Raw genomic sequence first — 19,285 nt, 5'->3', positions numbered from 1 at the left:
TAAGCCGCCATCGCGAGCAGGCTCGCTCCCACAGAGGATCAGATCCCCGCCAACGCCAGGTCCATCGCGAAGTAGGTGAAGATCAAGTCCGCCCCGGCCCGCTTGATCGCGCCGAGGCTTTCGCGCACCACGCGGTCTTCGTCGATGGCACCGGCCTGGGCGGCGAATTTGATCATCGCGTACTCGCCGCTCACCTGATACGCCGACAGTGGCAGGTTCGAGGCTTCGCGGATGTCGCGAATGATGTCCAGGTAGGCGCCAGCCGGCTTGACCATCAGCGCGTCGGCGCCTTCCTGCTCGTCGAGCAGCGATTCACGCAGCGCTTCGCGGCGATTCATCGGGTTCATCTGGTAGCCTTTGCGGTCGCCCTTGAGTGCGCTGCCGCCGGCTTCGCGGAACGGGCCGTAGAGCGCCGAGGCAAACTTGGTCGAGTAGGCCATGATCGCGGTCTGGGTGAAACCGGCGCCATCCAGCGCCCGGCGAATCGCCTGGACCTGCCCGTCCATCGCCGCCGATGGCGCAATCACATCGGCCCCCGCCCGCGCCGCAGCCACGGCCTGCTTGCCCAGGTTGATCAGGGTCTGGTCGTTGTCGACTTCATGGTTGTGCAGCACGCCGCAGTGGCCATGGTCGGTGTATTCACAGAAGCAGGTGTCGGACATGACGATCATCTCCGGCACCGCGTCCTTGGCGATGCGCGACATGCGCGACACCAGCCCGTTCTCGCGCCAGGTGTCGCTGCCGTTGCCGTCCAGGTGATGGGACACGCCGAAAGTCATCACCGACTTGATCCCGGCCCGGGCATAACGCTCGATCTCCCCGGCCAGCTTCTTTTCCGGAATACGCATCACACCCGGCATGCTCTGGATCGGCACGAAATCGTCGATGTCTTCCTCGACGAAGATCGGCAACACCAGGTCGTTCAGGCTGAATTCGGTTTCCTGGAACAGGCTGCGCAGGCTCGCATTGCGCCGCAGACGGCGTGGACGTGCTTCGGGGAACTGGCTGGACATGAACCTTCCTGAAGGTAAGACGAAAGTCGTAGGGGGCGAGAGCTTATGCCTGTGGACCCGGTGGTACAAACCCGTCAGGAGGAAAAACCGTTACTGCTTTGGCAATAATCCTGCGATGCCCATGTCCATTTGTGGGAGCGAGCCTGCTCGCGATAGCGGTTGGTCAGTCACATCCTTTTCGGACATGCCGCCGCCATCGCGAGCAAGCCCGCTCCCACAGTTGCTGGTCTGAGTGAACTCAGGAAACCGCTTTCGGGATTTCCAGCCCGCGCACCACCGCCGGCCGTGCCAGGAAGCGCTCGAGCACGCGGGTCACGTTGGGGAAGTTGTCGATGCCCACCAGGTCGCCTGCTTCATAGAAGCCGATCAGGTTGCGCACCCACGGGAAGGTGGCGATGTCGGCGATGGTGTAGCGCTCGCCCATGATCCAGTCACGGCCTTCCAAACGGGTGTCGAGGACCTTGAGCAGGCGTTTGCTTTCCTCGACGTAGCGGTCGCGTGGACGCTTGTCTTCATAGTCCTTGCCAGCAAACTTGTTGAAGAAACCGAGCTGGCCGAACATCGGGCCGATGCCGCCCATCTGGAACATCAGCCACTGGATCGTCTCGTAGCGGGCCTCGCCTTCCTGGGCCAGCAATTGCCCGCTCTTGTCCGCCAGGTAGATCAGGATCGCACCGGACTCGAACAACGCCAGCGGTTTTTCGCCCGGACCGTGCGGGTCGAGGATCGCCGGGATCTTGTTGTTGGGGTTCAGTGACAGAAACTCCGCAGACATCTGGTCATTGTTCTCGAAACCCACGCGGTGCGGCTCGTAGGGCAGGCCGATCTCTTCGAGCATGATCGACACCTTGACGCCGTTGGGGGTCGGCAACGAGTAGAGCTGGATCCACTCGGGGTATTGGGCCGGCCATTTGCGGGTGATGGGGAACGCAGACAGATCAGTCATCGGTGGGATCCACGAAAAGATTGAGAGCGACGATCATAGTGGCCGCCGGGCTTTTTGGCGCATCAATTGTGCTGATAGACAAGATCGACCCCACATGGATTCCATCGACACGCAGGCCGTGTACCGTATCCACAAATCCGCAACATCCTGTCGATAACCTCTGCTTCAACCCGTTCGAGGTCATCGGTACTTTGTTGCGCGCAACGTCGGAATCGAACCAAACGGGCTTGAGTGGACTCTGAGTTTTGCCCTTTCGGACACGGACCGGCTTCACGACATGGAAAACACCCGACTTGGAAACGCAGGGTGCAAGGGTTTGTCAGCCTTAACCGAACGAGCTGAAGAAACGCCAATTCCATGATGAATCCTTTGAAATACCTGCAACGCCTGAAGCCTCGGGCGTTGGTTCTGCTGCCCTCCCTGCTGGTCGCCGGCGGCGTGTTCCTGTCGCTCGAATCCAGCGAGAGCCGTGCGCAACCGAAGAACGGCACCCAGACGCTGGTGTTCCTGCGTCACGCCGAGAAACCCGAAGGCGGCCTGGGCCAGCTCAACTGCCAGGGCCTGAACCGGGCTATTGACCTGGCGACGCTGCTGCCGGAAAAATTCGGCAAGGCCAACTACGTGTTCGCCGCCAACCCGACGCGCAATGTCGAGGAAGGCGAACAGGATAATTCCTACAGCTACATCCGCCCATTGATGACCATCAGCCCCAGCGCAATCAAGCTCGGCCTGCCGGTGAACATCGACTACTCCGCCAACGACACCAGCGACCTGGCCAATGAACTGCTGAGCAACAAGTACCACAACTCGGTGATCTACACCGCCTGGTCCCACGGCTATCTGCCGGAGCTGATCAACAAGGTTGCCGGCCGTGCGGTGGGCAAAAAGCAGAACATCACCGACGACTGGGAGTCAGGCGATTTCGACTCGCTGTATGTGCTGACCCTGACCTGGCACAACGGCGAGGCCAGCTTGCAGAGCCACAGCTACAAGCAGGGGTTGGATAATGGGCAGGAGACTTGTCCGACTTGAGTTGTGTGGTGGCTGTTAGGGCCCCATCGCGAGCAAGCTCGCTCCTACAGTGGATTTGTGAACGACACAGATCCCTGTAGGAGCGAGCTTGCTCGCGATGAGGCCCGCAAGAACACCTCACCCCTCAATCAGAAGCCCATACTGAAACTCACCGTCATCGCATGGTCCTTGCTCTCGCTCGACAACTGCCCCGAGTAGCCAATCCCCAACTTCCCGCTCTGGCTGATCTGGAAGTCCACCCCCGCTTCGACCACCGCAGCATCCTTGGCAATCGGTACCCCCTGGGTGGTGAACGAGGCGCCGCCGTCAATGAAGGTCAGGTCGGCATCAGGCTTGGTGTCGCCGAAGGCGTGGCGCCAGCCGATGGCCGCGCGCGGGGTGAATTGCCCGCCGCTCTCCAGCTTGATCACCTTGCCAGCACGCAGGCCCACGGTGGAGAACGTGATGTCCTGGTCGGCATCGGCCTCCAGTCGCCCTACCCCGCCTTTTTCCTTGGCGGTGTCGCTGTCGTAGTTGACGTAGGAGAGACCGGCGAACGGTTCCAGGGCGATACCACCGGCTTCGATGGCATAACCGACTTCACCGAAGACCTGGGCGCTGCGGGCATCGTAATGGGCTTTCAGGCGGTCATCGTAGGTGCCGACGCTGACGTTACGTTTGCTCTCGATGTCGTGCCAGCTGTAAGCCGCGCCCAGGCGCACGGCCAGGGCGTCGAACTGCGAGCTGAGGTACGCGGCCAGGTGGTAGCTCTCCACCGTGGCATCGGAGCGGCGGTCATGGGCGTCGATGTCGCTGCGGGTGTAACCGGCAGCCATGCCGACCCGCCATTGATCATCGAGCTGCTTGTCGGTGCCGAGCATGAAACCACTGAGGTTGCGGTCCAGGCTGGCGCTGTTGCTGTCGCCGTCGGACTCGCCCCAGGCACCGAGCGCACGGGCCCAACCGACCATCTCGCCGTGGCAACCGCTGCTGCTCAGCTGGTTGTCACTGGGCGCCAGCGCGCGGCGCGGGTCGTCTGCACGGGAGCACGACGGCTGGCGCATACGGTCGTTGACCGCGTCGCGAATGTAGCGCGAGTCCTCGAGGATCGCGCTGGCAGTGCTGGCGTGGATTTCCCCGGACAGACTGTCGTAGGCCGCACGAACACTGGCGGTGTCGAGGTTGAGGATTTCATTGCGCAAGGTGTCCCCGGCCGCACCATTGCGCAACAGGGCCGAGGCCACGCGGCGCTGATTGCCGGTGGCGGCCACATCGACGAAGGTGTTGCCGTTGCGGCTCACCGCCAGCGTCACCTGATTGGTGTCGTACAGCAAGGACGCGTTGTAGAACGCGAAGTCCGACAGATTGGTGGTGGCAAAGGTGCCGGTGATGCCACCGCCCGCCGTGATCAGCGAGTACGCGGCATTGCCGCTGAACGGCGCCAGGCTGTCGACTTGCAGCGCTCCCGCCAGCGCCGCGCTGCCGCCGATCACCAGCGGCGTGGCCTCCGGTGAACTGACCGTCAGCGCCAGTACGCCATTGGCGGCGTTGGTGAGGTTACCGGCGACGCCGAGTCTTCCGGCCGGCCCGCCAGAGGCGAACACACCGTGGTTGACCACCGAACCGACACTGCCGTTACCGCTCAGACCCGCGCCATTGGCCACGGTCACCTGGCCAGCGAGCGATGCCGGGGTGGCGACATTGCCCACCTGCAACATGCCCTGCTCCACCGCCACGGCACCACTGAACGGCTGGGTGCCGGTCAACAGCAAGGTGCCGCTGCCACGTTTGGCCAGGGTGCCGATACCGTTGAGCAGGCCATTGAACTGGCCATCGACATTCTGCAGGAACACCAGCAAGGAGTTGTTGAGGATGTTGCCTTGCAGGCTGGTGCTGTTACCGATCAGCGTACCGCCACTGACCGTGGTACCACCGCTGTAGGTGTTGGCGCCGCTCAAGACCAGCGTGCCGCTGTCGAGTTTTTCGATGCCGCCGCTGCCCACCAGCGGTGCGGCGATTTCGGTGGTCACGCCGGCATTGATCCGCACTGCCGCCAGACTGCCGCCGGGGCCGTTGACCGGTGTCAGGCTGCCGTTGGTGCCCGCCACCAGGCTGTAGCCATTGTCGAGCACTTGCAGCCCGGTGAAGTTCTGGTTGCCCGCCACCGTCACCGTGCCGCCCTGGCCGCCAAACACGGCGAACTGACCGTTCGCGCCCAGGGCCTGGTTGCCGGTCGGGTCAGTCCAGTTGGTGTCCGGGCCCCACACGCCGCTGCCGCCGCTGATGGTGCCATCCGGATTGGTCTTGCCGCCGTTCCAGAACTGCACTTCACCCGGTGTGCCTTGCACCAGCAGGTTGACCTGATTGGCCAGCGCGGTTTGCAGGCTCAGGTTGGCCGCCGAAACGGGCAGGCTGCCGTAGACCAGGCCGTTGTCGGTGAGCGTGCCGCCGTAGCGGAACAGTTGATAGACCCCGGTGCCGAAACCACCGGCGTTGCTGATGTTCAACGTGCCGTCGAGGGTCAGGTTGCCAGCGACATCAATCACCGTGGTCGAACTGGTGGCCGAACCGAGGCTGAAGTCCAGGTTGGTGCCCGAAGACAACGCCAGCGAACCGAGCGACAGCGCCGTCGCACTGCCGCCGCCCAGCAGCGTCGAGCCATTGGCCATTTGCACGGCCCCGCCCAACTGCCCGCTGCCGCCGAGTTTGGCGCCGCTGGCGATGCTCACGTTGGCACTGTTCAGGCTGCCATTGACGCGCAGTACGCCGGCCTGCACATCGGTGTTGCCGGTAAAGCCGTTGTTGCCGGTCAGCAGCAGTTCGCCGGTGCCGGTTTTGCTCAAGGTGCCGGCACCGGTCAGGTTGCCGGTGTAAGTGCCGTTGCTGTTTTGCTCGAAGACCAACGCCGCATTGTTGACGATGGCCCCTTGCAGGCTGCTGGTGTCGCCACGGGTGGTGCCGCCGTTGAGCGTGGTGCCGCCGCTGTAGGTGTTGGCACCGCTGAGCAGCAGCTCACCGTTGCCGTTTTTCACCAGGCTGCCGCCGCCGGTGATCGCACCGAGCAGCGTGGTGTCCTGAGTCCCGGCCAGGGTCAGTTGCGCGCCCAGGTCGATGGCGTTGGCCAACTGCAAGGCAGCGCTGCTGTCGAGGGTCGCATTGCCCAGCACACCGAGTGCGCCACTGCTGATCGCGCTGTTGTTACCCAGGATCAGCGTACCGCCCTTGAGCTGGGTGCCACCGCCGTAGGTGTTGTTGCCGTTGAGGGTCAGGCTGTCCGCACCGCTCTTGATCAGGCTGCCCGTGCCGCTGATCACGCCGTCCAGGCTCAGGGCATTGGAACCGCCGATGTTCAGTGCGCCATTGAGCAGCACGTCATTGGCCAGGCTGACGCTGGTGTTGCTGTCCAGCGTGGTGCCGTTGGCGGCGGTCAACACGCCGGTGCCAAGGGCGGCATCGTTGCCCACCACCAGCGAACCACCGTTGAGCGCGGTGCCGCCGGTGTAGCCGTTGGCGGCGTTGAGCACCAGCGTGCCGGTGTCGTATTTGCCCAGGGTACCGGTGCCGTTGAGGGCCACGCCGATGGTCGCAGTAGCGTTCGGATCGACGCGGATCGAGGCGTTGCCCAGGCTGCCGTTGACCAGGTTCAGCGCACCGGCCGTGCCGTTTTGCAGGTTGTAGCCGTCGGTGACGAATTGCATCCCGGTGATGTTCTGGGTGCCGTTGACTGTCACGGTGCCGGCGGTGCCCTGGAACACCGCGAAGCTGTTGGCCCAGGTCTGGTTGAGCGTGCCGTCGACGTTGGTCCAGTTTGTATTGCTGCCGCCCCAGGTGCCGCTGCCACCGTCGATCTGACCGTTCGGGGCCTGTTGACCGCCGTCCCAGAACTGCACGCTGACGCCTGCCGTGGTGACCAGCAGGTTGATCTGGTTGCCGATGTTGGTTTGCAGTTGCAGGTCACCCGGGGCCACGCCGCCGGGTACGCTGCCGATCAGCAGACCGTTGTCGGTCAGGCCGCCGGTATAGTTGATGATCCGGTACACGCCGGTGCCGAAGCCGCCGAGATCACTGACGTTGAGCGTGCCGTCGAGGGTCAGGTTGCCGCCGACATTGAGCAACGCACTGCCGCCGCCGGACACCGGCGCGCCGAGGCCGACGTCGAGGTTGGAGTTGGCGCTGAGCGCCAGCGAATTGACCGACAACGTATTGCCGGTGGCCAATGCCAGGTGGCCGCCATCGGCGACGGTCACGGCCCCCGTGAGGCTGCCATTGCCGCCCAGGGTGCCGCCGTTGTTGACCAATACATTGGCGCTGTCCAGCGAGCCATTGACCAGCAACGAGCCGGCGTTGACGTTGGTGTCGCCGGTGAGATCGTTCAGGCCGCTGAGGGTCAGGGTGCCGGTACCAAGCTTGGTCAGGCCGCCGCTGCCGCTGAGGGTGCCAGCGAAGAGGCTGCTCGAATTGTTGCCACCGATGCTCAGGGTGTTGCCGCTGCCAATGTTGGCCGTGCCGCTGCCGGTCAGGCTGGCGATGCTCGTCGATGCACCGAGGTTGAGCGCGGTAGCGGTGCCCAGATTGACAGCCGCATTGTTGCCCAACGCGTTGCCACTGAGCGTGGTCAGGCTGCCACCCTGCACATCGAAGGTGCCGCTGAAGGTGTTGTTGCCACTGAGTGTCAGGTCGGAAGATCCGTTTTTGGTCAGCGTCCCGGCGCCGGCGATCACCCCGCCGAGGGTCAGGTTGTTGTTGCCGGCCACATTCAGGTTGGCGTTGACGTTGACATTGTTGGCCAGCAACAGCGGCGTGCTGTTGTCGAGGGTCGAAGCGCCCGCCACGGTCAATGCACCCAGGCCCAACGCACCGGGAGTACCGAGGGTCAGAGTACCGGCATTCAGCGTGGTGCCGCCGCTGTAGAGGTTGGGACCGTTGAGGGTCAGGTTCGAGGCACCATTTTTCACCAGCCCACCGGTGCCGCTGATGATGCCGCCCAGGGTCAGGTCGCTGCTGCCGACATTGGTCAGGTTGGCGTTGAGTACCACGCTGTTGGCCAGGGTCAGCACGCTGTTGCTGTCCAGTGCCGAGGCGCCGCCGACGGTGAGGTTACCCAGGCCGATGGCGGTATTGCTGCCGACGGTCAGCGTGCCCGCATTGAGGGTGACGCCACCGAGGAAGTTGTTGCTGCCATTGAGGGTCAGGTTGGCCGCGCCATTTTTGGTCAGGCTACCGGCGCCACTGACGGTGCCGTCGAGGGTCAGCCCGTTGCTGCCGATAATGCCGAGGTTGCCGGCAAGGTTGAAGTTATTGCCGGCGCTGACGGCGGCGCTGCTATCCAGCGTAGTGCCGTTCGCTGCGTTCAGTGTGGACGAACCCAGCGCGGTGTTCGACGCCAGGATCAGCCCGCCGGCATTCAAGGCCACTGGCCCGATGAACGCGTTATTGCCACCCAGGGTCAGGCTCGCCGTACCGTTCTTGATCAGTCCACCGGTGCCACCGATCACGCCGTTGAGGGTCAGCGCGTTGCTGCCGACCACGGTCAGGTTGCCGTTGAGCGCTACCGCGTTGTTCAGGATCACCGCGGTGTTGCTGTCCAGTTGAGTGCCGGCATTGGCGGTCAGTTGGCCACTACCCAGCGCAGCGTTGTTGCCGACGACAATTTTGCCGCCGTCCAGCGCTGTGCCGCCGGTGTAGGTATTGGCGCCATTGAGCACCAGGGTGCCGGTATCGAGTTTGTTGAGAATGCCGCTGCCATTGATGTTCACGCCAATGGTGGCGGTCACGCCGGGATCGACCCGCACGGCGGTGGTGCCGCCGCTGCCGTTGACCGCCGTCAGTTGGCCGGCCGTGCCGTTCACCAGGTTGTAGCCGTCGGTCATGAACTGCAGGCCGGTGAACAGTTGCGTGCCATCCACCGTGACGGTGCCGGCCGTACCCTGGAACACCGCGAAGTCGCCGGCCCAGGTTTGATTGAGTGTGCCGTTGGTGTTGGTCCAGTTGCTGCCGACAGCGGTCCAGGTGCCCGTGCCGCCATCCACCGTGCCGTTGGCGACGGTTTGGCTGCCATCCCAGAAGCGGATGTTCGAATTCGGTGCCGACACCTGGATGTTGATCTGGTTGGCCACGCCGGTCTGCACCACCAGGTCACCCAGGCCGAAACCGACCGGTACGCTGGCGACTTCCAGGCCGAGGTTGGTCAGGGCGCCGGTGTAGTTGAACAGACGATACACGCCGACGCCAAAACCGCCGGCATCGGTGACGTTGAGATTGCCGTCGAGGGTCAGGTTGCCGCCGACGTTCATCAGCGAGGTGGTCGATGGCGCGCCGAGCGCCACATCGACATTGCTGCCCGCACCCAGTACCAGCGAGCCGGCGGACAGGTTACTGCCGGATGCCAGCGCCAGGGTGCCGCCGGAGTTGACATTCAACGTGCCGAGCATCGAACCGCTGCCGGTGACGGTGCCGCCGGTGTTGACGTTGACCTGACCGCTGGCCAGGGAACCGCTGAGATTCAGGATGCCGCCATTGACCGTGGTGTTGCCGGTCAGGCCATTGATGCCCGTGAGGTTGAGCGTGCCGGTGCCAACCTTGGTCAGGCCGCCACCGCCGCTGATGTCGCCGTCGAAGGTGCTGGTGCTGTTGACCCCGCCCACGGTCAGCGTGGTGCCGACACCGGTCTGCACGCTACCGCTGCCGGTCAGTGCCGCAAGGCTGGCGTTGCTACCGAGATTGAGCCCTGCCCCCGCGCCGATATTGACCCCGGAGGTATTGCCCAGCGCATTGGCGTTGAGGGTGGTGACACTGCCGGAGACGATGTTCAGCGCCCCGGTGAAGGTGTTGCTGCCCGACAGGGTCAGGTCAGCCAGGCCGTTCTTGATCAGGCTGCCAGCGCCGTCGATCACCCCGCCGAATGTAAGGTCGTTGTTGCCGGCCAGGGTCAGCCCGGCGTTGAGGGTGAGGTTGTTGCCCAGGGAAAATGCCGAACTGTTGTCCAGGGTCGCCGCGCCACCGACGGTCAGGCCGCCGCTGCCCAGCGCACCGGACGTACCGAGGGTCAGCGTACCGGCGTTGAGGGTGGTGCCGCCCTGGTAGGTGTTGACGCCATTGAGGGTCAGGTTGGCCGCGCCATTCTTGATCAACGAACCGGTGCCGCTGACCACGCCGCCCAGGGTCAGGTCCTGGGTGCCGCCGACGGAGAGCGCGGCATTGAGGGCGACGTTGTTGCTCAGGTTGACCAGCGGCGAATTGCTGTCCAGGGTCGCCGCGCCGCCGACCGTCAGTGCACCGGAGCCCAGCGCCGAGCTGTTGCCGACGGTCAGGGTACCGGCGTTCAGTGTGGTGCCACCGAGGTAGCCGTTGGCGGCGTTGAGGATCAGGTTGGCCGTGCCGTTCTTCACCAGGCTGCCGGCGCCGTTGACCAGGCCGGTCAGGGTCAGGTTAGCCGTGCCGCCGACGTTCAGTGCACCGGCGAGGTTCACCGCGTTACCCAGACTCACGGCGGTGTTGCTGTCCAGCGTGGTGTTGGCGGCGGCATTGAGGGTGCCGCTGCCCAGCGCGGTATTGCTGCCGACGATCAGCTTGCCGGCGTTCAGCGCAGTGTTGCCGAAGTAGGTGTTGGCGCCGTTGAGGGTCAGGTCGGCGGCGCCGTTCTTGGTCAGGCCGCCGACGCCGGCCACCACGCCGCCGAGGGTCAACGCATTGCTGCCGCCGATGTTCAGGGTGCCGGCCACGTTGGCATTATTCGCCAGGGATACCGCCGCGCCCGCATCCAGGGTGGTGCCGTTGGCGGCGTTGAGCACGCCGGTGCCGAGCGCGGTGTTGGAACCGACGATCAACGAGCCGGCATTCAGGGCGGTGTTACCGCTGTAGGTGTTGCTGCCATTGAGGGTCAGGGTCGACGCGCCGGTCTTGATCAGTCCGCTGCCGCCACTGATGACGCCGCCCAGGGTCAGCGGGTTGGCGCCGCCGGTGGTGAGGGTCGCGTTGAGGTTGATCGCATTGTTCAGGGTGACATTGCCGCTGCTGAGCAGGCTGCCCGCCCCTTCCACCGACAACTGGCCGGTGCCGAGTGCGGCGTTGTTGCCGACCGTGATCGAACCGGCATTCAGCACGGTGCCGCCCTGGTGGGTATTAACGCCGGTGAGGCTGAGGTTTGCGCTGCCGCTTTTCACCAGTTGGCTGGTGCCGCTGACCACGCCGCCCAGGGTCAGCGCGTTGCTGCCGCCGATGCGCAGGGTGTCATTGAGGATGACGTTGTTGGCCAGGGTGATCGCCGCGTTGCTGTCCAGCGTCGAAACTCCGCCGACCGTGAGGTTGCCCGTGCCGAGCGCCGCCGCATTGCCGACGGTCAAGGTGCCGGCGTTGAGGGTGGTGCCGTCGAGGAAGGTGTTGGCGCTGCCGAGAATCAGGTTGGCGGTGCCGTTCTTGGTCAGCCCGCCGTTGCCGGACACTACGCCACCCAAGGTCAGGTTGGCGCTGCCGCCGATGTTCAGGTTGCCGGCCAGCGCGACGGCGCTGTTCAGGCTGACCGCCGTGCTGGCATCCAGCGTGGTGCCGGCGGCGGCGTTGAGCGAGCCGCTGCCCAGCGCATTGTTGGCGGCAAGGATCAGCGTACCGGCATTGAGCGCGGTATTGCCGATGAACGTATTGGTGTTGCCCAGGGTCAGGGCGGCGGTGCCGTTCTTGATCAGGCCGCCGGCACCGGCGATGACGCCGTTGAGGGTCAGCGCCTGGGTGCCGCCGATGGTCAGGTTGGCTGCCACGTTGATTGCATTGGCCAGCGCCACGGCGGCCGTGGCGTCCAGGGTGGTGCCGGCGGCGGTGTTCAAGGCGCCGGTGCCCAAAGCGGTATTGCTGCCGACGAACAGCGTGCCGGCGTTGAGCGCGGTGATGCCGCTGTTGGTGTTGTTGCCGGTGAGGGTCAGGCTGGCGGTGCCGTTCTTGGTGATCGAACCGGTGCCGGACAGTATGCCGGCCAGGGTCAGGGCATTGCTGCCCAGCACGTTGAGTGCGCCGGTCATACCGATGTTGTTGGACAGGCTGACGTTGGCGGTGCTGTCCAGGCTGGTGCCCGCGGCGGTGTTCAGTGCGCCGCTGCCCAGGGCATTGTTGTTGGTGACCAGCAAGGTGCCGGCGTTCAGGGCGGTGGTGCCGCTGTAGCCGGTGTTGGCACCGCTAAGCGTGAGGCTGCCGGTGCCGGTCTTGGTCAGCCCGCTGCCGCCGGTGAGCAGACCCGACAGAGTCAGCGCCCCGGCGCCGGAGGTAGTCAGGCCGGCGCCCAGGGTAATGGCGTTGCTCAGGCTGATGTTGCCCGGCGCCGCCAGCGTCGAGGCGCCGTTGACGTTGATCGTACCGGTGCTCAATGCCTGGTTGTTGCCCAGTGCCACCGTGCCGCCATTGAGCGTGGTAGTACCGGCGTAGGTGTTGACGCCGTTGAGGGTCAACTGGCCGGCACCGGACTTGGTCAGGCCGCCCACGCCGGAAATCACGCTGCCCAGGGTCAGGTTATTGCCCCCCTGGATCGTCATGCCATTGGTGCCAAGGCTGATCAGGTTGGCCAGCGTCAGGCCGCCGGTGCTGGCCTGCAGGCTCCCACCGTTGACGGTGAGGATGCCGCTGCCGAACGTGGCGTTGTCATTGAAATTGACCAGCCCGCCGTTGATAGTGGTGGCGCCACTGACCAGGGGCCCTTGCAACGTCCAGGTGCCGCTGTTGATGGCCAGGTTGTTGAAGTTGATATAGGTGTTGCTGGACGCCGTGCCGCTGCCGGTGATGCCGCCACCGATGCCCAACGGGTTTTGCAGCACCAGGCTGTTGACGCCGCCGGCGCCGCCGTCGACCTTGCCGGTCGGGGCGAAGGTCAGGTTGATGTTGAGCAGGCCGCCCAGGCCCACGGAGATCTGGACACCATCCCCTACATTGACGCTCGAACCGGTCACGGCGGTGAAGGTGTTGGCACTGTTCACCCCCATCGACACACCGCCGGTGATGTTGCCGGCGTTGATGAAGGTGTTGCCGCCTGCCGAGGTTTCAAAGGCGATCCGCCCGTTGATGGTCCCCGAGCTGCTGTTGGTCATGTTGACTTGCGAGCCGCCCCACACACCGATCACCGGCGTGTCCGCCAGGGTGATGCCACCGACCGACAGCCCGGTGGAGGTGATGGTGCCGTTGTTGGTGATGCTGGTGGTGCCGCCCCCGGCGTTGTTGACGCCCAGCGCCAGGCCGTCGACGCTGGTCAGGTTGAGCCCGAGCAGCATCCCGGTACCGCGCATGAGGCCGCTGGCGTTGTTGAGCACGCTGACCGTGCTGGTCAGGCCGGAGCCGATGAATGCGCCGCCGCTCAACACCGAGACCAGCCCGAGCAAAGCAGGGTCGATCGTGCCGGAGTTGTTGAGGGTGACATTGACCCCGGTCAGGTCCAGCACCCGGCCACCGAGGGTCGCGTTCATCTGCGCCCCGGAGTTGACGTTCACCGTGAGGTTATTGCTGGGGCTGGTGAAGTTGTTCAGAAACAGCGGCAGCGAAGGCACGCCGGTGCAGGTGACGATCGACCCGGCAGTGGAGCACGTGGCCTCTGCTTCGGGGATTACTGTCGTGAGCATCAGCCCGGCGATACCGCATCGCACAGCCAAAGAAAGAAGGGAGAAGCGCGAAACAATGGCAACGCCTGACCGTGCTTGCACAGGGACTCCTTGCGTGGCAAAACCACTTCAATCCGTGAAGGGCTACAGCAGTTGGTGACCGGCCTCGTGAAACTGCTTAGACCCGAAATACCGTTTCATTCCTGACACACGGTAGTAGAGGGTCTGTGATCGAACACACATAAAATGGTGTTAATACTTTTGGCAGGATGGGCTCTTGAGCGAGCAGTTGCGGGGGTGTTCGCGTGATTTCGACGATGAAAATTGGATCCAAAAATAGATCCGGAGGGAGATACCTGTGGGAGCGAGCCTGCTCGCGATAGCGGTGTATCAGTTACCAGATCCTTGGCTGACAGATCGCAATCGCGAGCAGGCTCGCTCCCACAGTTTTGAACTAAGGTGAGGCTGGAATCAGGGCACCAAAATAACCTTGTCGCTACTGCCCTGGTTAACCTCGGCATACCGGGCCAGCCCTTCAGCCAACGGCGACTCCACCAACCCCTGAGGCAATGGCAGCAGCCCCTGATCGAAGAACTTCCCGAACTGATCGAGCATCGCCGCGCAAGCCTGTACGCCGTAGAGCAATGAATTGATCCCCACCACCGAGCCGCCCTTGCGGTACAGCGCCAGCGCCGGCATCTGCACCATGCCGTCCACCGGCGCGGCGATGATGGCGATACGGCCAAAGGTGGCCAGCGCCGGGACAGCGGCCGGCAGCCAGAAACCGGTGGTGTCGAAGATCACCTCGGCACCGCCGCTGAACACCGCATTGACCTGGGCACCGAGGTCTTCGGGCTGGCCCAGTTGCAGGGTCTGGTAACCCTGCGCCTGCAAGGCCTGGACCTGCTCCGGCCGACGCGCCGCCGCCAGCAATGTGGCACCCCGTACTTTGGCCAGGGCCAGCGCCGCCGTGGCCACTGCCCCGCCGCCGATCACCAGCAATCGGGTGTTGGCCGTCACCAGGCTGCGCTCCAGTGCATCCCAGGCGGTGGTGTAAGGCACACCAAGGCTGGCGGCCTGGGCGAAACTCAGGTGCGTGGGCTTGAGCGCCACACCGTTGGCCGGCAACTTGACGAACTGTGCGTGGGAGCCGTCGGCGAAAAAGCCCAGCTCACGACCGGTGCCCCACACTTCCTGCCCCATCAGAGCCTGCGGGCCCTGCACCACCACGCCGGCAAAATCGCGACCGGGAATCCGCGGCAACGTGGTGTAGGGGAATCGCCCGAGCACGTTCTTCACGTCGCTGGGGTTGAGGCCGGCGGCCTTGATCTCGACCAGCACCTCATCGGCCGCGGCAACGGGGGTTGGCACATCGACCAGGCGCAGGGCCGAGAGGTCACCGGTTTTATCGAATTGCAATGCTTTCATGGGTGTGTCCATCGAACGGAAAAAAAAAGAATTCAGGAGATCCAGCCAGCCACCAGTTGCCGCCCCATCGGCCACAGCTTTTCACCGACCAGCATGCCCAGTAGGCCCACCAGCGCGATGGCCGGCGGCGCAGGCGAACGAAAATCCAGCGCACCATAGATCAGACCGACGCCCAGGCCGATGGCCAGCGAAACGAGGTAACTCATGACAGACTCCGTGGGCAAATAGGGGATGTGCAGAGTCTAGGGATTGGCCTTGAGGGGCATCGGCCAAGTGCTTCTGAATTTAGGACAAAGCCAGAGTGATTCCTGGTGCTTGCGCCATCCCCCCTGTAGGAGCGAGCTTGCTCGCGATGGCGGCCTTCCTGTGTACATATCCATTTCTGCGGGTATGGCGGCTTAAGGTTCCGCCCTTACGGCGGGTGACTTTGTGGCTCTGTAGGAGCGAGCTTGCTCGCGATGGCGGCCTTACAGGCGTACATATCCATTGCTGCGGTAACGGCCGCTTTTGGTTCCGCCCTTACGGCGGGTTACTTTGTCGCGCCAAAGTAACCAAAACGCCACGCCCCTGACGTACGGCCCTTCGCTGACGCTCCGGGTTCCCTCGCTCCGGTCCCGCTCCGTGGGCCCGCCGCCATCGGCCATCCTTGGCCGAGGGCGGCTAACCCGGCATCCATGCCGGGTTGCCCACTGCGCAGAACCTCCACTCGGCCTTCCGACGGGGCAATCTGCGTCGCCTGTGGGATCGTGGTTCTGTAGGAGCGAGCACGCTCGCGATGGTCGTTAACGATGACGCGGGCTGTCTGAGTGCCTGCGGTGTCTGGGCTACCATCGCGAGCAAGCTCGCTCCTACAGGGGGTGGTGCTCGGCTTTTGATCTTGATCTTCTGTGGGAGCGGGCTTGCTCGCGATGGTCGTGAACGATGACGCTGACTGTCTGACACCCAGCGGTGCCTGAACCACCATCGCGAGTAAACTCGCTCCTACAGGGGGTGGTGCTCGGCTTTTGATCTTGACCTTTGTGGGAGCGAGCCTGCTCGCGATGGTCGTGAACGATGATGCGGGCGGTCTGAATGTCTGTGGTGTCTGGGCTACCATCGCGAGCAGGCTCGCTCCCAAAGGGACCGCGTTCCGCTTGTGATTTTGATCTTCTGGTCTAGGACTACCAGGCGCCGCAGATTGCCCCGTCGGGAGGCCGAGTGGAGGTTCTGCGCAGTGGGCAACCCGGCATGGATGCCGGGTTAGCCGCCCTCGGCCAAGGATGGCCGATGGCGGCGCGCCCACGGAGCAGGACCGGAGCGAGGGAACCCGGAGCGCCAGCGAAGGGCCGTACGTCAGGGGCTGGGCGTTTTGGTTACTTTGGCGCGACAAAGTAACCCGCCGTAAGGGCGGAACCTTAAGCAGCCGTTACCGCAGAAATTGATATGTATGCCGGAAGGCCGCCATCGCGGGCAAGCCCGCTCCTACAGGGCCCCAAAGTCACCCGCCGTAAGGGCGGAACCAAAAGCAGGTCGTTACCGCAAAAATGGATATGTACACCTGTAAGGCCGCCTCGCGGGCAAGCCCGCTCCTACAGGGCGAATTGTGAGGGGGCTATGCCGAGTTCGCGGCGGAACATGTCGCTGAAACTGCTCGGAGAGTAGCCCAGTTCACGGGCGATGGTGCTCACGGGGACGCCCTGGATCAGCTCGGCCGCGGCGATGGCCAGTTGCACCTGGCGGCGCCATTCGGCGAAGCCCATGCCCAGGCCGTCCTTGAACAACCGCGCCAGTGTGCGCACGCTGGCGCCGGCGTTCTCGGCGTGTTGTTCGAAGGGAGTGTCCAGCGACGGCGCAGCCATGACCGCCTGGCACAGGTTCATCAAACGACGGTCGGAGTCGTCCGGCAACGGGATCTTCAACGGCGTGCGCCGGGCCCGTTGCAGCTCCAGCAACGCCAGGCCCACCAGCGCCTCGTAATACTCGGGAGCGCCGTCGTCACCCTGCGCCACCAGGCCGACGATCAACTCGCGCAACAGCCCGCCGACCTCGAGCACCTGCACCGTGGTGTCCAGGGTCGCGGCCAGTGACGGACGCAGGTAGATATTGCGCATCTGCAGGTCCGAGACCACGCGTATTCCGTGGGGCACCCCCGGTGGCAGCCACACCGCCCGTTGCGGTGGCACCACCAGGGCCTCATGCGGGGTTTCGACCCACATCACCCCGCTCATCGCATACAGCAACTGCCCCCAGACATGTTCGTGCGGCTCGATGAACAAACCACGGGGGTAAGTGCGCGCCAGCGGTTGCACGGGGACATCGGTGTCGCTCAGGTCAGGTGGTGCGGCGAGGGCCATGGGCAGCAATCACAGGGGGTTTACGGACGTTGCATGGTAACCAGCCGCAGCGCCGGTCGCCACCGGTGGCCGCCGTCTGACAATCCGACTGAATTTTCCGCAACCGTGGCGATCCCTCTATTACCACAGGGAGGAATACGGGCTTTATGAACAACGCAAAACTTTTCGTCATTGAATACACCCTTCATGGGGCCCCCAAGTCTTTCATCATCCGTCTGGAAAAGATGGATAACGCCGAGGCGTGGCATTGGGCGAGTTGTGATGCCGGCGTGGGTCGGATCCCGCGCTTTGGCCGGGAAAAAGTGCAGAAGACCAGCAAACCGATGGCGGAGAAGTTCGGCGTGGAGAACGTCACGTGGCGGCCGGCCAGTTGATTGATCACCGTTTTGGGGGACCCGCAGATGAACACCACGCAACCCACCAGCACCGCGCACATTGATTACGGCCTGGACACGCTGTTCGGCCGGATCACCAAGAGCGCAGAGTGTCAGGTCGGCCTGGAGCAGGTCGAGGACGATCCGAGTCGTTTCGCCCTGCGGGTGCAGCCGCCTCTGCCGGAGGACCTGGACCAGGCGAAGACCTTGTTGGTGCAGGTACAGGGGCGTCGGCTCAATGGCGTCATCCGGCGCAGCGAAAGGCTGGACGATCAAAGCCTGAAACTGGAAGTGGAGCCTGAATAGGCTCCACTTTTTCATGCGCGGCGATTACCCGCCGTGGGCGCACTTGCAGCCTTTGCTCGTGCATTCTTCACCGTGTTCGTGGTGCTTGGCGCAGGCTTCGCAGCAGTAGTGCTTGCCGTGGCGGGCAATCGGGTGCTGGCCCAGCTTGCAGTTGCATTTCGGGCAGTCGCAGGTACTTTCGCTATCGATCATGAGTCTGACTCCAGGGGTGTGGTCGTCCGGTCTCGCGAATACGATCCGTCTACCTAGTGTAGGAGTGACTGCACGCCACGCAGTTCAACCGTTCCGCGTGCTGCTGCGATACATCAACACCAGCGCCAGGGCCAGCAGCACCATCGCCAGGATCCGGCTGCCGGACAACTCGATGGACGGGTTGCCCAGCCAGCCGAAGTTGTCGATCAGCATGCCCATGCCCAGTTGCCCGACGATCACCGCCACCGTCGCCACGGCCGTGCCGATCCGCGGCACCGCGCCGACCATGACGATCATGTAGACCACGCCAAACAGCGCACCACTGAGCTGCCACTTGGGCACGTCCAAAAGGGTCATGGCATGGGCCGGCTCGAAGAACAGGATCAGCAAACCGGTACACACCGCGCCGACCGCGAAGGTCAGCAAGCTACTGCGCAACACGCCGACCGTCTCGCCCAGGCGACCATTGATGGCGGCCTGCACGCTCAACACCGCACCGGCGGCAACCACCACGACCAACAATACAATCAGATTCATCATCAACCCCGAGCGATCAGAACAAGTGCCGCGACAATCAACAGCAAGGCCAGCCAGCGTTCGCCGTTGACCTTCTTGCGCGTGGCGCCGAACCAGCCGAAATGGTCGATCAGCACGCTTTTGCCGACCTGCCCGGAGAGGATCGCGATCATCGTCATGGCAATGCCGATGTGCGGCGTGGCCAGGGTCAGCACCACCACGTAGATCGGCCCGAGCAAACCACCGATCAATTGCCAGCGCGGCAGCTCGCCCAGCGCCGGACCTTTTTGTGGACCGCTGAACAACAGCAGCAGGAACAGAATCGCCGAGCCGACGCCGAAGATGCTCAGGGTCGCCCACAGATGCCCCACCTGCCCGCCCAGCGGCCCGAGCAACCCGGCCTCCACGGACAGGCCCATGCCGGCGAGGATGACCAGGGGGAGTAGGAGCAGGCGCAGGGTGGGTTTCGTGGCCGGCGCGCAGACATCGCCGGTTTGTTCGATGGATTGCATGGGGAAGGTACCTTTCATTCACAGTTCATGCTGTCCCCCTCCCTGTGGGAGCGAGCCTGCTCGCGATGGCGGTGTGTCAGCCA

General features: G+C 64.0%; 12 protein-coding genes. 3 read left to right on the top strand and 9 right to left on the bottom strand.

The window, feature by feature from the left end; translation table 11 throughout:
* Positions 1-38 precede the first annotated feature (38 nt).
* Both hemB and ABVN20_RS27375 read right to left on the bottom strand, forming a co-directional pair.
* A complete protein-coding gene (hemB, locus tag ABVN20_RS27380; RefSeq protein WP_368558921.1) occupies positions 39-1,013 on the bottom strand; it encodes a porphobilinogen synthase in 975 nt (324 codons plus the stop codon).
* 238 nt (positions 1,014-1,251) lie between these two features.
* Positions 1,252-1,959, bottom strand: a complete 708-nt coding sequence (locus tag ABVN20_RS27375) for a glutathione binding-like protein (protein ID WP_368558920.1) — start codon at positions 1,957-1,959, stop codon at positions 1,252-1,254.
* Positions 1,960-2,316: 357 nt separating this feature from the next.
* Here ABVN20_RS27375 and ABVN20_RS27370 point away from each other — a divergent pair, with 357 nt between their 5' ends.
* The gene (locus tag ABVN20_RS27370) at positions 2,317-2,991 is read left to right on the top strand and encodes a histidine phosphatase family protein (RefSeq protein ID WP_368558919.1); all 675 of its coding nucleotides are present in this window, start codon (positions 2,317-2,319) and stop codon (positions 2,989-2,991) included.
* Positions 2,992-3,119: 128 nt separating this feature from the next.
* On the opposite strand, the gene ABVN20_RS27365 is transcribed toward ABVN20_RS27370, so the two are convergent.
* The 4 genes from ABVN20_RS27365 to ABVN20_RS27350 all read right to left on the bottom strand — a co-directional run bounded on the left by ABVN20_RS27365 (position 3,120) and on the right by ABVN20_RS27350 (position 17,302).
* Positions 3,120-13,643: an autotransporter-associated beta strand repeat-containing protein gene (locus ABVN20_RS27365; protein ID WP_368558918.1), complete on the bottom strand. Its 10,524-nt coding sequence runs from the start codon at positions 13,641-13,643 to the stop codon at positions 3,120-3,122.
* Positions 13,644-14,012: 369 nt separating this feature from the next.
* Entirely contained in the window at positions 14,013-14,969 is a 957-nt protein-coding gene (locus tag ABVN20_RS27360) for a zinc-binding alcohol dehydrogenase family protein (protein WP_368558917.1), read from the bottom strand.
* 32 nt (positions 14,970-15,001) lie between these two features.
* The gene (locus tag ABVN20_RS27355) at positions 15,002-15,175 is read right to left on the bottom strand and encodes a DUF1427 family protein (RefSeq protein WP_368558916.1); all 174 of its coding nucleotides are present in this window, start codon (positions 15,173-15,175) and stop codon (positions 15,002-15,004) included.
* A gap of 1,362 nt (positions 15,176-16,537) precedes the next feature.
* A complete protein-coding gene (locus ABVN20_RS27350) occupies positions 16,538-17,302 on the bottom strand; it encodes a helix-turn-helix transcriptional regulator (RefSeq protein ID WP_368558915.1) in 765 nt (254 codons plus the stop codon).
* 146 nt (positions 17,303-17,448) lie between these two features.
* Between ABVN20_RS27350 and ABVN20_RS27345 the strand changes: the two genes are divergently transcribed.
* Both ABVN20_RS27345 and ABVN20_RS27340 read left to right on the top strand, forming a co-directional pair.
* A complete protein-coding gene (locus ABVN20_RS27345) occupies positions 17,449-17,676 on the top strand; it encodes a DUF6555 family protein (protein WP_368558914.1) in 228 nt (75 codons plus the stop codon).
* Between the two features lie 27 nt (positions 17,677-17,703).
* Positions 17,704-17,982 (top strand): hypothetical protein, encoded by a 279-nt coding sequence (locus tag ABVN20_RS27340; protein WP_368558913.1) that lies wholly within the window; start codon positions 17,704-17,706, stop codon positions 17,980-17,982.
* A gap of 24 nt (positions 17,983-18,006) precedes the next feature.
* Here ABVN20_RS27340 and ABVN20_RS27335 read toward each other — a convergent pair whose 3' ends face one another.
* From ABVN20_RS27335 to ABVN20_RS27325, 3 genes are all read right to left on the bottom strand, one after another.
* On the bottom strand, positions 18,007-18,174 hold the full coding sequence (locus ABVN20_RS27335) for a metallothionein (RefSeq protein ID WP_368558912.1): 168 nt from the start codon (positions 18,172-18,174) through the stop codon (positions 18,007-18,009).
* A gap of 84 nt (positions 18,175-18,258) precedes the next feature.
* Positions 18,259-18,714: a DMT family transporter gene (locus tag ABVN20_RS27330; RefSeq protein WP_368558911.1), complete on the bottom strand. Its 456-nt coding sequence runs from the start codon at positions 18,712-18,714 to the stop codon at positions 18,259-18,261.
* The gene (locus ABVN20_RS27325) at positions 18,714-19,202 is read right to left on the bottom strand and encodes a DMT family transporter (RefSeq protein WP_368558910.1); all 489 of its coding nucleotides are present in this window, start codon (positions 19,200-19,202) and stop codon (positions 18,714-18,716) included. The genes ABVN20_RS27330 and ABVN20_RS27325 overlap by 1 nt, the downstream gene beginning before the upstream one ends.
* Positions 19,203-19,285 lie beyond the last annotated feature (83 nt).

It is taken from the genome of Pseudomonas sp. MYb118, from assembly GCF_040947875.1.
Classification (GTDB): Bacteria; Pseudomonadota; Gammaproteobacteria; order Pseudomonadales; family Pseudomonadaceae; genus Aquipseudomonas.
Note: the sequence above shows the minus strand (reverse complement) of the source record. Positions and strands in the feature narration are given on the sequence as shown.

What these genes read in the sequence shown, in the direction of transcription:
- ABVN20_RS27355 (WP_368558916.1), bottom strand. Translation starts at nt 15,175, where the DNA reads ATGAGTTACCTCGTTTCGCTGGCCATCGGCCTGGGCGTCGGTCTGATC.
- ABVN20_RS27350 (WP_368558915.1), bottom strand. Translation starts at nt 17,302, where the DNA reads ATGGCCCTCGCCGCACCACCTGACCTGAGCGACACCGATGTCCCCGTG.
- ABVN20_RS27335 (WP_368558912.1), bottom strand. Translation starts at nt 18,174, where the DNA reads ATGATCGATAGCGAAAGTACCTGCGACTGCCCGAAATGCAACTGCAAG.
- ABVN20_RS27330 (WP_368558911.1), bottom strand. Translation starts at nt 18,714, where the DNA reads ATGATGAATCTGATTGTATTGTTGGTCGTGGTGGTTGCCGCCGGTGCG.
- hemB (WP_368558921.1), bottom strand. Translation starts at nt 1,013, where the DNA reads ATGTCCAGCCAGTTCCCCGAAGCACGTCCACGCCGTCTGCGGCGCAAT.
- ABVN20_RS27370 (WP_368558919.1), top strand. Translation starts at nt 2,317, where the DNA reads ATGATGAATCCTTTGAAATACCTGCAACGCCTGAAGCCTCGGGCGTTG.
- ABVN20_RS27360 (WP_368558917.1), bottom strand. Translation starts at nt 14,969, where the DNA reads ATGAAAGCATTGCAATTCGATAAAACCGGTGACCTCTCGGCCCTGCGC.
- ABVN20_RS27375 (WP_368558920.1), bottom strand. Translation starts at nt 1,959, where the DNA reads ATGACTGATCTGTCTGCGTTCCCCATCACCCGCAAATGGCCGGCCCAA.
- ABVN20_RS27340 (WP_368558913.1), top strand. Translation starts at nt 17,704, where the DNA reads ATGAACACCACGCAACCCACCAGCACCGCGCACATTGATTACGGCCTG.
- ABVN20_RS27345 (WP_368558914.1), top strand. Translation starts at nt 17,449, where the DNA reads ATGAACAACGCAAAACTTTTCGTCATTGAATACACCCTTCATGGGGCC.
- ABVN20_RS27325 (WP_368558910.1), bottom strand. Translation starts at nt 19,202, where the DNA reads ATGCAATCCATCGAACAAACCGGCGATGTCTGCGCGCCGGCCACGAAA.